The 13,656-nt window shown below is 45.3% G+C and carries 4 protein-coding genes, 23 tRNA genes and 1 riboswitch; of the genes, 26 read left to right on the top strand and 1 reads right to left on the bottom strand.

The genetic code is table 11. The features are described 5' to 3' along the window. Window positions 1-138 precede the first annotated feature (138 nt). Together BAA9072_RS21840 and BAA9072_RS21845 are read left to right on the top strand one after the other, a co-directional pair. Window positions 139-2,115, top strand: coding sequence for an acyltransferase family protein (locus BAA9072_RS21840; RefSeq protein ID WP_201716725.1), 1,977 nt, complete (start codon window positions 139-141; stop codon window positions 2,113-2,115). Between the two features lie 455 nt (window positions 2,116-2,570). Next, window positions 2,571-8,132, top strand: coding sequence for a pullulanase (locus BAA9072_RS21845; protein ID WP_201716726.1), 5,562 nt, complete (start codon window positions 2,571-2,573; stop codon window positions 8,130-8,132). A gap of 337 nt (window positions 8,133-8,469) precedes the next feature. Then, window positions 8,470-8,555: riboswitch (cyclic di-GMP riboswitch) on the top strand. Window positions 8,556-8,850: 295 nt separating this feature from the next. Here the strand turns inward: BAA9072_RS21845 and BAA9072_RS21850 are convergent. Next, a complete protein-coding gene (locus BAA9072_RS21850) occupies window positions 8,851-10,077 on the bottom strand; it encodes an SGNH/GDSL hydrolase family protein (protein ID WP_201716727.1) in 1,227 nt (408 codons plus the stop codon). Between the two features lie 524 nt (window positions 10,078-10,601). On the opposite strand from BAA9072_RS21850, the gene BAA9072_RS21855 reads away from it, so the two are divergent. The 24 genes from BAA9072_RS21855 (at window position 10,602) to BAA9072_RS21970 (ending at window position 13,610) form a co-directional block, all read left to right on the top strand. Next, a complete protein-coding gene (locus tag BAA9072_RS21855) occupies window positions 10,602-10,745 on the top strand; it encodes a hypothetical protein (RefSeq protein ID WP_201716728.1) in 144 nt (47 codons plus the stop codon). Window positions 10,746-10,964: 219 nt separating this feature from the next. Next, window positions 10,965-11,039: transfer RNA gene (locus BAA9072_RS21860), tRNA-Glu, on the top strand. A 28-nt stretch (window positions 11,040-11,067) separates the two neighbouring features. Continuing rightward, window positions 11,068-11,143 (top strand) — tRNA-Val (locus BAA9072_RS21865). A gap of 24 nt (window positions 11,144-11,167) precedes the next feature. Next, window positions 11,168-11,243 (top strand) — tRNA-Thr (locus BAA9072_RS21870). Window positions 11,244-11,258: 15 nt separating this feature from the next. After that, a tRNA-Lys gene (locus BAA9072_RS21875) sits at window positions 11,259-11,334 on the top strand. A gap of 30 nt (window positions 11,335-11,364) precedes the next feature. Beyond that, a tRNA-Leu gene (locus tag BAA9072_RS21880) sits at window positions 11,365-11,449 on the top strand. A gap of 8 nt (window positions 11,450-11,457) precedes the next feature. Beyond that, window positions 11,458-11,532, top strand: a tRNA-Gly gene (locus tag BAA9072_RS21885). 7 nt (window positions 11,533-11,539) lie between these two features. Next, window positions 11,540-11,628 (top strand) — tRNA-Leu (locus tag BAA9072_RS21890). A gap of 72 nt (window positions 11,629-11,700) precedes the next feature. Beyond that, window positions 11,701-11,777, top strand: a tRNA-Arg gene (locus tag BAA9072_RS21895). A 5-nt stretch (window positions 11,778-11,782) separates the two neighbouring features. Continuing rightward, a tRNA-Pro gene (locus BAA9072_RS21900) sits at window positions 11,783-11,859 on the top strand. An 8-nt stretch (window positions 11,860-11,867) separates the two neighbouring features. After that, window positions 11,868-11,943: transfer RNA gene (locus tag BAA9072_RS21905), tRNA-Ala, on the top strand. 69 nt (window positions 11,944-12,012) lie between these two features. Beyond that, window positions 12,013-12,086 (top strand) — tRNA-Met (locus tag BAA9072_RS21910). Between the two features lie 29 nt (window positions 12,087-12,115). Next, window positions 12,116-12,189: transfer RNA gene (locus tag BAA9072_RS21915), tRNA-Ile, on the top strand. Window positions 12,190-12,195: 6 nt separating this feature from the next. Then, window positions 12,196-12,288: transfer RNA gene (locus tag BAA9072_RS21920), tRNA-Ser, on the top strand. Window positions 12,289-12,454: 166 nt separating this feature from the next. Further along, window positions 12,455-12,528 (top strand) — tRNA-Met (locus BAA9072_RS21925). A 175-nt stretch (window positions 12,529-12,703) separates the two neighbouring features. After that, window positions 12,704-12,780: transfer RNA gene (locus BAA9072_RS21930), tRNA-Asp, on the top strand. Window positions 12,781-12,826: 46 nt separating this feature from the next. Continuing rightward, window positions 12,827-12,902, top strand: a tRNA-Phe gene (locus BAA9072_RS21935). Window positions 12,903-12,938: 36 nt separating this feature from the next. Continuing rightward, window positions 12,939-13,022, top strand: a tRNA-Tyr gene (locus BAA9072_RS21940). A 93-nt stretch (window positions 13,023-13,115) separates the two neighbouring features. Beyond that, window positions 13,116-13,189 (top strand) — tRNA-Trp (locus BAA9072_RS21945). A 17-nt stretch (window positions 13,190-13,206) separates the two neighbouring features. Further along, a tRNA-His gene (locus BAA9072_RS21950) sits at window positions 13,207-13,279 on the top strand. An 11-nt stretch (window positions 13,280-13,290) separates the two neighbouring features. Continuing rightward, a tRNA-Gln gene (locus tag BAA9072_RS21955) sits at window positions 13,291-13,365 on the top strand. Between the two features lie 2 nt (window positions 13,366-13,367). After that, a tRNA-Cys gene (locus BAA9072_RS21960) sits at window positions 13,368-13,441 on the top strand. Window positions 13,442-13,450: 9 nt separating this feature from the next. After that, a tRNA-Gly gene (locus BAA9072_RS21965) sits at window positions 13,451-13,524 on the top strand. A 9-nt stretch (window positions 13,525-13,533) separates the two neighbouring features. Then, window positions 13,534-13,610: transfer RNA gene (locus BAA9072_RS21970), tRNA-Ile, on the top strand. Window positions 13,611-13,656: the final 46 nt, after the last annotated feature.

Below are 13,656 nucleotides of genomic sequence, written 5' to 3' on the forward strand. Positions count from 1 at the left end.
GGAGAATTTTACAGTATTCTAATGTTCTTGTCGTAAACCATTTACACTCCTCCATTACAATAGGGAGAAATCATGCTTAAAGAGAGTTCTTAACAGAAATACTGGAATGATAACTCGTTTGTATGGGAGGACGTTAGAATGGATTTACGATCACCGGAAAAAAAGTTCCGACCTGAATTAGAGGGTGTCAGAACGGTAGCCGCCTTTTTGGTGGCCATCTATCATATATGGATCGGGTCGGTTTCTGGCGGGGTGGATGTGTTCTTTATTGTGTCGGGTTATCTGATCACCACCTCATTATTGGCAAAGATGGAGAGGGTTGGACGTATCAACCTATTTGAATATTGGCTCGGGCTTGCCAGGAGATTATTCCCCCTCGCGTTTACAGTTCTGTTGTTTACGGTTGTGGGTTCTATTTTTATCATGCCTCAGGTGCAGTGGAAGCAGATCATTGCCGAGGTGTTTTCGTCCGCCTTTTATGTTCAGAATTGGTATTTGGCCAGCAGTGCGGTGGATTATCTTGCTCAGAATAACCAGGCAAGCCCCCTGCAGCATTTTTGGGCGCTGTCCTTGCAGGGGCAGTTTTACCTCACTTGGCCTTTCGTCATTTTTTTCTCGTTTCTACTGGCGAAAAAGGTGCTGAAAACACCGGTCAGAAAGACATTATTGGGTGTCCTGATCGGTCTCTTCACCATTTCCATTTCCTATTCCGTTTACAAGACTGCAGTGAATCAGCCTTGGGCGTATTTTGATACGCTGGCACGTGTATGGGAGTTCAGTTTGGGAGGGGTTCTGGCACTGCTCATTCCTTATTTGACGTTCAGGAAGTCTGTGAGTGTGGTGATAGGCTGGATCGGATTGGCTGTCATCTGTTTTACGGGAATCCTTCTGCCCGTTTCTACTGTTTTCCCGGGATATGCGGCCCTTCTGCCTACTACCGGGGTGAGTTTGATCATCATTGCAACGGAGAACTCTGCACGATTTGGCGTGGACAGGTTGCTCGGATCTAAGCCATTCTTGTTTTTTGGCGGGATATCATATGGTTTCTACTTGTGGCATTGGCCGCTGTTGATTTTCTATTACAGCTATTTTGGCGTGGAAACCGTAGCTGTATCAGGGGGTCTTGCCATCATCGCCAGTGCTTTTGTGCTCTCGTTCCTCTCGGTTAAAATTCTTGAAACCCCCGTACGGAAAATCAGTGTTAAACAGTCCAAAAAAAGACTGGCATCGGTATTATTGGGCCTGATTCTTCCATTGTTATGTGTGAATACCGTATGGGCTTTATATGTGAAAGATCAGGGTCAGCAACAATATAATTTGAAAGAGTATCCGGGTGCACGGGCCATTTCCGAAGGCTTGGAATCTTATCCGGACAAGGATCCCGTACCGTCAGCCCTGTCTGTTAAAGAGGACTTGCCTTCCTTTTATGAGGATCCCGAATGCTTCTCGAATATGGGGGATGCTAAAGTGACCGTCTGCTCACGGGGAGAAACGGACCAGCCCGAATATACGATCGCCCTCGTCGGCGGTTCTCATTCGGGACACTGGTTCCCTGCACTGGAAGAGCTGTCCCGCAAGATGAACATTCAAATCGATATCTACAACAAAGATGCATGCCGGTTCTCGGAAGACGATTTTGACGGGCTGTTGAATGAGTCGTGCATGGATTGGAATAAGAAGATACTGGAGATGCTGAAGTCAAACCCGCCTGATATCTTATTTACAACAGCGAACGTGGCGGACGGGGACACGGTGCCCCAAGGGTATCTCCATCAATGGAAAAAACTCGACGGCATCACCCATATCTTTGCCGTCCGTGACAACCCGGCGATGGAAGGCGATCCGCCGCAATGTGTGGAAGAAAGGGGCATCGAGGATTGTTCGGTTCCAAGGGATCAAGTATTATCCGGAGCAGTACCCTGGGAGAATACGGACGGAATCCCCGGTAATGTCACATTCGCTGATTTGTCGGAGTATTTCTGTCAAGACGGCACCTGCCCACCTGTCGTTGGGAACGTATTGGTGTATCGGGACTATCATCATATTTCGACACTGTATTCCAGGACACTGGCAGGAGCGGTAGAAGAGGAATTGAGAAAAACCGGACTCTTCTAATTTAATGGGAGCTTTGTCATTTAATTGATAGATAATAACCTCTACATTGGAACGTCCTGCAAATGTGTACAGGGCGTTTTATTTGTTTATGAGTAAAGGGCAACAATAGAAGCGGGGGTAGAAGCGGGGGGACGGTTCTCGTGCTTCCTTTTTGACCACATTTCGGAACTTTGGAAGCAAAAGAACCGTCCCTATGCTTCCTGTTTGGCGCGACCTAGAAGAACAGTTACTAAGTCTACAAACATAGTAAAAAATACCCCATTTGTCATATAGCCACCCTCAATCCATCTATTGTAAAATGGAATAGACAGAATATTGCAAGCGGTTGCATCAGTTCGAAAAACTACCTCGAGAGTCACCTCACATTTTTTTATTCACTTGTGCAAGCGTTTCCGCAATTCACCCTAGAGGACTACTATTATTCTATTAATTCAATTGAAGAGGGGGAAACATGAATGGGAAAAGGAACTAAGCGCCGGTTCTCGATTTTTATGACATTAATGATGTTGATCAGTCTGTGGTCACCACTTGCACCGGCAGCTTCTGCTGTGGCTGATGGAAATGCTACGGTTGACTCAACCGATACTAATGATCGCACGGTGCGTTTCACCTATACCCGTGAAGATCAACATTATGATGGCTGGAACATCTGGGCCTGGAATACGGGGGTGAAGGATGATCAAATCAACTTCGACTCCTACGAAAACGGAGTGGCGATAGCCAACATTGCCGTCGCACCTGAAACGGAGCAGTTCGGATTTGTTCTGCGCAGTACCCAGGATTGGGACACGGCGGAGAAGGAATCCGGCGACCGTTTCATTAAAGTGAACAAGAACGACTCCCTCACCAAGGCCTACATAACTAGCGGTGTTGAGGAAATCCGCATCGTTCCGGATGGTTCGGCTCCGGTCATCGATCAAGGGGATGCGACATTCTACTATCGTGACAAGGACCTTTTCAAAAATGATCAAATGGACACGATTGAAAAGGTACAGCTAAAGTATAACGGAGAGACAAAGGAAATGACCTATGAGCCGGAGAATGAGCGCTTCATCCTCCCATTCGATAACATCCCGAATGGAAAAAATGAGTATACCTTTTTAGTGACAAAAGATGGCGTGACGACGGAAGTGAGTGATCCGTACAATACCGTTGATGGAAAATCGGTTCTTGATTTCCAAAAAGCCGATCTCGCGGTAACGGGTTCAGTGGCTCCTGCAACTGTGGATTATAATGAAAACGCTGTCTTAAGTGTTGAGATTGAAGGATTGACAGATGGTTTAGAGATTCAAAAGATCACAGCGGACGTTTCTTCATTAGGCGGATCCGAGAAGCTTGAAATCGATCCATCACTAAATGAAGTGACCCTTTCTGTTGATGACGACATTACGGCAGGAACCAAAACCCTTCCGTTAACTGCAGTGGATTCTTACGGAAACGTTTATAAGGGAAGTACTGAAATCGAAGTGAAATCGAGACAGTCTGTCGGCGATTCCGACCTTGATTGGGATGAGTCGATCATCTATTTCATGCTGACAGACCGGTTCTTTAACGGGGATACATCGAATGATGATCCTTATGATTTGAATTATGATAAAAGCAAACGCGGAACGTATCAAGGCGGGGATTTTCAAGGAATCACGGAAAAGCTCGATTACCTTGATAAGCTCGGTGTGAACACGATCTGGATCAGTCCGGTTGTGGAAAACATCAAGTATGATGTACGACAAGGAGAAGATGGAGAGACATATTTCGGATACCACGGCTACTGGGCGAGCAACTTCGGGGAACTCAATCCTCACTTTGGATCCATGGACGATTTCCATAACCTGATTGATGAGGCCCATGACCGTGGGATTAAGATCATGGTGGATGTCGTGCTGAACCATACCGGTTATGGACTGAAAGAGATCGATGGCGAGTTGCCTGAGGATCAACGTCCTGCAGGCTATCCGACCGACGCCGAGCGTGAAAAGTACGGTGATATCCTTCGTCAGGGCAGTGTTGGTACAGACGAAGTGGTCGGTGAACTGGCCGGACTTCCTGACGTCATCACAGAAGACCCGGATGTTCGTCAGCAGATCATCGACTGGCAAACCGATTGGATTGAGAAAGCGAAAACGGATAAAGGCAACACCATCGACTATTTCCGTGTCGATACGGTGAAGCATGTAGAAGACGCCACGTGGATGGCCTTTAAAAACGCCATCACGGAAAAAATGCCGGAGCACAAAATGATCGGGGAAGCGTGGGGTGCAAGTGCCGACAATGACTATGGCTACCTTGATACGGGAATGATGGATTCCCTCCTCGACTTCGGATTCAAGGATGTCGCCCGTGAATTTGTGAACGGCAACCTGAAAGCGGCTAATGATAAACTGACGGCCCGAAACGGAAAGATCGATAACACAGCAACGCTGGGACAATTTTTAGGAAGCCATGATGAAGACGGGTTCCTGTATTCATTGGACGGAGATAAGGGTAAGCTGAAGCTCGCCGCCTCCCTTCAGGCAACATCGAAAGGACAGCCGGTCATTTACTACGGTGAAGAGCTGGGTCAGAGCGGTGCGAATAATTATCCTCAGTACGATAACCGCTATGACCTGGACTGGAGTAATGTTGAGAATAATGATGTGCTAGATCACTATTCAAAAATCCTGAACTTCAGGGGGGCGCATTCGGATGTGTTTGCAAAAGGTGAGAGACACACAGTCGGCGGTTCGAATAGCGACAAGTTCCTCTTGTTCTCCCGTGACTATAAAGACGACTCTGTATACGTAGGTTTAAACGTGGCGGACGAAGCGAAAGAGATCACGGTGACTGTAGATTCTCCTGATGCTGTCGTGAGCAACGCTTATTCTGGTGAAACTTATACTCCTGCTGGAGCGGGTGAAGTAACATTGACCCTGCCCTCCAAAGCAGACGGCGGTACAGCATTGCTGACGGTTGAAGGCGGGAAGATAACGGGCGCTGTTGCTGGTTCAGGCGGAGGAACAGACCCGGAACCAGTACCCGAAAACAACATCAGAATCCACTACAACCGCACAGACGGAAACTACGAAAACTTCGGTGCCTGGCTATGGAATGATGTGGCCTCACCATCGGCTAACTGGCCGACAGGAGCAACGATGTTCGAGAAAACAGACAGCTACGGGGGATACATTGATGTACCTCTTGCAGAGGGTGCAAAAAACATTGGATTCCTTGTCATGGATGTGACCAAAGGAGATGCAGGTAAAGATGGTGGAGACAAAACCTTCACGATCACTTCTTCTGAGATAAACGAAATTTGGATCGAGCAAGGATCGGATAAGGTGTCTACGTTCGAGCCGGTTGATCTGCCTGCGAACACGGTACGTATCCACTATGACCGCGAAGACGGGAACTATGAGAACTTCGGTCTATGGACGTGGGGAGATGTGAAATCTCCGACAGAGAACTGGCCGACTGGCGCCCTGGATTTTTCAAAAAAGGATCGATATGGCGGCTACGTGGATGTCGAATTGAACGAAGCAGCCAAACAGATCGGCTTCCTTGTGTTGAATGAGGCAACAGGGGAGAAGGACGGAGGAGACAAAACCTTCAACCTGCTCAATAAATATGATCAACTTTGGGTGAAGGAAGGCGAGGATAACGTCTTCATTTCTCCACATGGAGATGTGGCGACTGGATTGGTTTCATCTGAAGTCATTTCGGATGACACCATCCAATTGAATTTTACAATGACAGATGGTTTGACAGAAGAAGATCTCATGACTGGTATAACCGTCAAGGATAAGGACGAAGAGAACGTAACCGTGAACAGCGTCAAGATCACCGGTGATAAAACGGTGGAAGTGAAAGCAGAATTGGATCTGAATAAACTACCATTATCCATTACCTACTCAGGCAGAACCGTTTCAGCAGCGGCCGGCTGGAGACTGCTTGATAACAAGTATGCATACAATGGAGACGACCTCGGTGCCACATACAAAAAAGGAAATGCCACTTTAAAACTATGGGCACCAAAAGCGAGCAAGGTGATCGTGAATATTTATCATAAAAAAGATGCCAGGACATTAATCGGAAAAGTCGGAATGACGTTAGGTGAAAAAGGCGTCTGGTCAACTGAATTGAAAGCGAAAGACCTTAAAGTGAAAGATTTAAAAGGCTTTTACTATCAATACGAAGTAACCAATGAAGGCATAACGAAAAAAGTACTGGATCCGTATGCCAAATCCATGGCTGCCTTCACCGTCAATACAGAAGGTGAAGCAGGACAGGATGGCGATAACGTCGGAAAGGCGGCAATCGTCGACTTGAAAGGGACGGACCCTAAGAAATTCACTCATGCCTCCATCGACGGCTATGAAAAACGGGAAGATGCGGTCATTTACGAAATCCACGTCCGAGACTTCACATCCGACCCGTCCATCGAGAAGGATTTGAAGAAGGAAAGATGGGGCACGTATGATGCCTTCATCAAAAAGCTTGATTACATCAAGTCAATGGGTGTGACCCATGTTCAACTGCTTCCAATCATGGCCTGGTACTACGGCGACGAAACGAAGATGGGGGAACGGGAGCTTGAATATTCCGCAGGGGGCAATGAGTACAACTGGGGATATGATCCTCACAGCTACTTTTCTCCTGATGGTGCGTATTCAGAGGATGCTACCGATCCACAACTTCGCATCGAAGAAACGAAGAGATTGATCGATGCGATTCATGATAAGGGGATGGGAGTTGTTCTTGACGTCGTCTACACTCATATGGCAAAAACAAGCACATTGAACGACATCGTACCAAACTATTATGCCTTCCAGGATGATCAAGGAAACTTCCTCGGAGGCTTCGGTAATAATCTGGCCACCAACCATACCATGGCTGAAAAACTGATGGTGGATTCAGTGAAATACTGGTTCGACGAATACAAGATCGACGGCATGCGCTTTGATATGATGGGTGACGCAAGCTATCCGGCAGTCCAGAAAGCATACGACGCAGCAGCTGAAATCAACCCGGACGCCCTGTTCATCGGGGAAGGGTGGAGAACATTCGCCGGTCACTTATCCGACCCTTCATTAGAAGGGATGGGAGCCGACCAGGATTGGATGGATAAAACCGACGACGTGGGAGTCTTCTCTGATGAAATCAGGAACGAACTGAAATCCGGCTTCGGTTCAGAAGGTGAGCCCCGATTCCTGACGGGTGGCGCTCGCGACATTAACACCATTTTTAACAACATCAAAGGACAACCCGGTAACACGGCTGACGACGACCCTGGCGATATGGTCCAATACATCGCGGCACACGATAACCTGCCCCTGTACGATGTGATTGCTCAATCGATTAAAAAGGACCCTGCCATTCCAGAGAATAATCTGGAAATTCACAAGCGGATCCGCCTCGGGAACTCAATGATTCTGACATCACAAGGAACGGCATTTATCCACGCGGGGCAGGAATACGGTAGAACCAAACAATGGTTGGGTGAGGGCATACCCGAGCAGAAATATCATGAGTTAGAGGACGAAAATGGAGACCCATTCGGATACTTCATCCACGATTCATACGATTCATCCGACGCCATCAACAAATTTGACTGGGAAAAAGCAACGAACAAGAAAAAATACGAAGTCAATACAACGACAAGGGAATATACAGAAGGACTGATTAAGTTAAGGAGATCAACCAATGCGTTCCGTTTGGGGGACAAGGAGCTGGTTGATCAAAATGTATCATTGCTGGATATCCCTGAAATCACTGATACAGACTTGATGCTTGCCTACAAGAATGTATCCACCGATGGTACGGGTGAGTACTATGTATTTGTAAATGCGGATAACAAAGCTCGTACTCTATCGATCGGAGATGATGACCTTTCGAAAGGAATAGTGGTGGTGGATAATGATGAAGCGGGAACAACCCCTGTTACTAAGAAGTCTGGTTTTACATTAACCCAAAATACTCTGGTGTTGGATCCTTTGACTACTATCGTAATCAAGAGAGATAAAGAAGATAAAAAGAAAAAGTAAGTGGTCAAACCTTATGGGAAAATGGCCTCAACCTTGAAAATGAGGTTGAGGTTTTTATCTTTACTCAAACAATTGATTAGTTGATTAAACCCTATGAATTCTGACATGATTTCATTAAATAAATGTTTGTTTAATTATTACTCTTATTTTACAGTCGATTTGAACAGGAAAATGTAGGGATAATAGTCATGACAGACCATTTTTATTCTTTTAGGCATATTTAGAACCAAGTATAAAAAATTGTGATACGATTCAAAAGTAGTATAAATGACATGTGTAAATATAGGTGTAATTAATCGTTTAATTGCATGTAGTATGAAGGAATCTTTCATAATTCGTACGATAAGGGCAAAACCATTGAAAAGTGGTGACGCAAAACTATAGGGGCTAAAGTCATAATGACGATGCTTGCCAGTTTTCGAAACGGACTCCTGCGATTTATGAAGTGGAGGAGAGAAGATGAAGGTGACTCAGTTGCTAGTACAAATGAAATGCAAATGGCATTTTTGGGGGGTTCACTACAACCGGATTTTGCTTGAAGGGTGTTTGGACTCTCAGATTCAAAAGAAGTTACAGGAACAAATAAGGTATCATGAAATGAAGTTGGATGACATTCATTAGTAAACATATAAGGATAACTTGAGCTAGGAATTGTTGATGCAATAACAAGCTGAATAAACAAATAGGTGTGGGCAAGAGGGAACTTTTCCTCCGCCCCTTAATTAAATAATGAAAGATCCACAGTATCAGCCATTTTCTTATAGCCTTCATCATTTGGATGGAGGTGATCACCCGAGTCGTATTTATTAATATAATACTCAGGTTCACCGGGATCCCGTAGTGCTTTGTCAAAGTCGATTACCCCATCAAATACCACGCTTGTCCTTATCCAGTGGTTCACTTCCAGGCGCGTCTTTTCTCCTCGTAGTGTGAACAATCCAGACCCTTTAAAAGGAGTCAGGGTACCTCCATATATTTTTATGCCATGATCATGGGCGGAATCGATGATTTTTTTCATTCTTCCGATGATTTTTTCAGCATCATATTCTGGGTAATGTCTAATATCATTTAGTCCCTGGTGGAGTATCAATGCTTTTACCCCCTGTTGACTGAAAACATCCCTCTGAAGCCTTGTCAGGGTATTTTCCCCATTATCGGGCCGACTGTTAATCAGTTGATTGCCTGAAATCCCTGCATTCATAACCGTTAATTCTGATTGTTCCTGTTTCAGTCTTCTTGCCAAATAATCAGTCCAACGTCGATTTGTATTGACTGTGGATTTATTCCCATTTGCGATGGAACTACCTATTACCACAATAGAGCCTTTTAAAGAATCATCAGCTGCCACATCCACTCCATCCAGCAAGAACCATGCGTTTACTTTTTCGTTAAATGCAGAAGAGTCTGATGTTGAACCATGGTTTCCACTGGAAATATAGGTTGTTTGCATCGATACAGGATGCCATGTGACAGGTCCGGATTTTTCCTTCATATATATACTTACTGCAATAGCCTCATCATCTGTCACTTCCAATAAAATAGAATCACTGAATTTTCTCTCACCGGGAGGGATAGTCACTTTAGATTTTCCTTCAAATGTCACTTCGAGATCTGTACCACTATCAATTTCAGATTCCTTTTGTGAAATCGCCACATGTATCTCCTGCATGGTCAATGGCTTTTCAGAAAAGACATTGGATAGGCGGAGTCTTATCTTATTGGCCTTTACTCGGGGGTGGATAATCATCCGAATCGTTTGGTCTTCAAATCCAATATCTGAAACTCCCTCCTCAAAAGGCGCTTGCATACTAGCGTTCCAAACGCCTACCCATTCACTTTGGTTGATATTTTCATTTGCAATATCCCGAAATTCATTCCAATAAAGCGTTAATATTAAAATGAAAATTATGATTAGAGAAATTAAAACACCAAGTCTACGATTCATGTAGTTTTCCTTCCCATACGTAAGGTTGCATTTTAGTATGTGTGATTTAACAGGAACTATTACCATGACGGCAACATCTCCTATATTCCTGGAAGATATATTTACAAACCTTTACATGCTTTTAATGGTTTTTTTACACTACTTTGCTATTCTAAACATGCAGGGAAAAATTGATAATGTGGAGGGGTTTCTATGTTACGCAATTTTAAAAGAGAATGGCATAAGTTTTGGTTTTTCAGTTTTAACTATAAACTTGAGGCGACTAGTGATATGAGCCAATTCAATAAAATTCGTGAAAAATCTAAATATCATGGGGATAAACTTATGCAGCTCTTGTAGCTGCTTTTTTTATTTAACGGTATCGTCATATCCTCTACCTATTTAAACCTTTAGAAACAAAGTCCCTTCATTAAGTGTAAGAAATATTTGAAGCTGCCAGATTCCACTAGTGCGGATTCATGTATAATATGGATAGGTCGTGCATGCTATCGGGGTGTGATAAAGGGGGAAATCAGGGTGTCAATATGTTCAGTATGGCCGCTACACCGACAGCTGCGAATACAACCATATACTCGATGCAATTCCAGACAGAGTCACAGAAAATCCCATATGCTACCTATTATTACGTTGCGATCGCCTATGTAGTTTCAGATTCATTTACTGATTAGCTATTTATTACAAGAGAAGAGAGATCGTAGATTCAATCTATTTTTTATTTGAAGATATTCTTTTTTCTATTGATTAGTCGTTTGAAGATGTGGTATATTCTTCTTCGGCTTACAAAAATGGATTTGATAAGCAGTTGAAAAAGTTATGAATCAGAAGTTGACTTCTGCGAAATCAAATGATATAGTAATACATGTCTTAAAGAGGACATTCATGAAAACGGCCCATTGGTCAAGCGGTTAAGACACCGCCCTTTCACGGCGGTAACACGGGTTCGAATCCCGTATGGGTCACCAACTCTTTTTTTAAATGATTTATAAATACGGAGGATTAGCTCAGCTGGGAGAGCATCTGCCTTACAAGCAGAGGGTCGGCGGTTCGATCCCGTCATCCTCCACCATTTTCGTTTTTGTTCATTTAATATGCCGGTGTAGCTCAACTGGTAGAGCAACTGACTTGTAATCAGTAGGTTGGGGGTTCAAGTCCTCTTGCCGGCACCATTTGGTATTTCATTTGAGCCATTAGCTCAGTTGGTAGAGCATCTGACTTTTAATCAGAGGGTCGAAGGTTCGAATCCTTCATGGCTCACCAAAGATTTTTGCGCAGCAAAAAATCATACATGCGGGTGTGGCGGAATTGGCAGACGCACCAGACTTAGGATCTGGCGCCGCGAGGCGTGGGGGTTCAAGTCCCTTCACCCGCACCATTCATTTCGCGGAAGTAGTTCAGTGGTAGAACACCACCTTGCCAAGGTGGGGGTCGCGGGTTCGAATCCCGTCTTCCGCTCCAAGAACTTGCCGGGGTGGCGGAACTGGCAGACGCACAGGACTTAAAATCCTGCGGTAGGTGACTACCGTACCGGTTCGATTCCGGTCCTCGGCACCATGATTTTTTGCGGAAGCAAAATAATCATCCATAGTGTGCGACAACTAATTACTGTTAATATAAACTCATTTAGCGCCCGTAGCTCAATTGGATAGAGCGTTTGACTACGGATCAAAAGGTTAGGGGTTCGACTCCTCTCGGGCGCGCCATATATCGGGAAGTAGCTCAGCTTGGTAGAGCACTTGGTTTGGGACCAAGGGGTCGCAGGTTCGAATCCTGTCTTCCCGACCACTTCATTTGGGGCCTTAGCTCAGCTGGGAGAGCGCCTGCTTTGCACGCAGGAGGTCAGCGGTTCGATCCCGCTAGGCTCCACCAGGTTTTTTTACGAAAAGTAAACAAACTACATTGGTTTTACAGTAAAACCAAATTGCATTTTAGATTCATGGCGGTGTAGCTCAGCTGGCTAGAGCGTACGGTTCATACCCGTGAGGTCGGGGGTTCGATCCCCTCCGCCGCTATTATTCAATACATAACGCACAATTTATAAGGACCCTTAGCTCAGTTGGTTAGAGCAGACGGCTCATAACCGTCCGGTCGTAGGTTCGAGTCCTACAGGGTCCATTATACGGAGGAATACCCAAGTCCGGCTGAAGGGATCGGTCTTGAAAACCGACAGGGGTGTAACAGCCCGCGGGGGTTCGAATCCCCCTTCCTCCTCCATAATTCCTTTAACTTATATCGTCGCGGGGTGGAGCACGACCGAATAATCTTCGGAGCGTACACATCAGCGCACCGACTGAGCGGCAGCTTGAATAAGTATACTGAAGTCGGGGTGGTTCTACGTGATGCACAATTGGATAGTAGGAACTCAATTATTTTATATCGTCGCGGGGTGGAGCAGTTCGGTAGCTCGTCGGGCTCATAACCCGAAGGTCGCAGGTTCAAATCCTGTCCCCGCAATACCATTTTTGATTCGGATATGAATTAGGATGTTGATAATTCTCAATGAGTCACGTATGGATAGTTATTTTCGCTGTCGCGAAGGTAATGAAACCAATTTTGCTAGCGCAAATAATGAAAGTTATTTTGACTATCGTCAAATTATGAAACCTATTTTGCTGGCGCAAAAAGCTTTGGTCCGGTAGTTCAGTTGGTTAGAATGCCTGCCTGTCACGCAGGAGGTCGCGGGTTCGAGTCCCGTCCGGACCGCCATTTGTCTTTTGATGGTCATTTGAAAATTTAATCTTCTATATAATATGGCTCAGTAGCTCAGTTGGTAGAGCAATGGACTGAAAATCCATGTGTCGGCGGTTCGATTCCGTCCTGAGCCACCATTTATACTTAAGAACCTTTAAGTATTTATTTTATTTGGAGGGGTAGCGAAGTGGCTAAACGCGGCGGACTGTAAATCCGCTCCTTCGGGTTCGGCAGTTCGAATCTGCCCCCCTCCACCAAGATTTTTTACAAAGCGACAGCGGAGTAAAATAATCCTCCTTAAACTATGCGAAGCGAGAGCGGAGCACAGTAATCCAGACAGAAAATTTCATAGGGGCATAGTTTAACGGTAGAACGAAGGTCTCCAAAACCTTTGGTGTGGGTTCGATTCCTACTGCCCCTGCCAAAGATATTTCAAGCATGGCGATTGTGGCGAAGTGGTTAACGCACCTGATTGTGGTTCAGGCATTCGTGGGTTCGATTCCCATCAGTCGCCCTTTATATTATTGGGCTATAGCCAAGCGGTAAGGCATCGCACTTTGACTGCGACATGCGTTGGTTCGAATCCAGCTAGCCCAGCCAACGGCGGCATAGCCAAGTGGTAAGGCAGAGGTCTGCAAAACCTTTATCACCGGTTCAAATCCGGTTGCCGCCTCCAAATATTCATGCGGGTGTAGTTTAGTGGTAAAACCTCAGCCTTCCAAGCTGATGATGAGGGTTCGATTCCCTTCACCCGCTCCAATTTTTTATGGGCCTATAGCTCAGCTGGTTAGAGCGCACGCCTGATAAGCGTGAGGTCGGTGGTTCGAGTCCACTTAGGCCCACCATTTTATTATTCCGCAGTAGCTCAGTGGTAGAGCTATCGGCTGTTAA

It is taken from the genome of Rossellomorea arthrocnemi, assembly GCF_904424705.1.
GTDB classification, from domain to species: domain Bacteria; phylum Bacillota; class Bacilli; order Bacillales; family Bacillaceae_B; genus Rossellomorea; species Rossellomorea arthrocnemi.

What these genes read in the sequence shown, in the direction of transcription:
- BAA9072_RS21840 (WP_201716725.1), top strand. Translation starts at nt 139, where the DNA reads ATGGATTTACGATCACCGGAAAAAAAGTTCCGACCTGAATTAGAGGGT.
- BAA9072_RS21845 (WP_201716726.1), top strand. Translation starts at nt 2,571, where the DNA reads ATGGGAAAAGGAACTAAGCGCCGGTTCTCGATTTTTATGACATTAATG.
- BAA9072_RS21850 (WP_201716727.1), bottom strand. Translation starts at nt 10,077, where the DNA reads ATGAATCGTAGACTTGGTGTTTTAATTTCTCTAATCATAATTTTCATT.
- BAA9072_RS21855 (WP_201716728.1), top strand. Translation starts at nt 10,602, where the DNA reads ATGTTCAGTATGGCCGCTACACCGACAGCTGCGAATACAACCATATAC.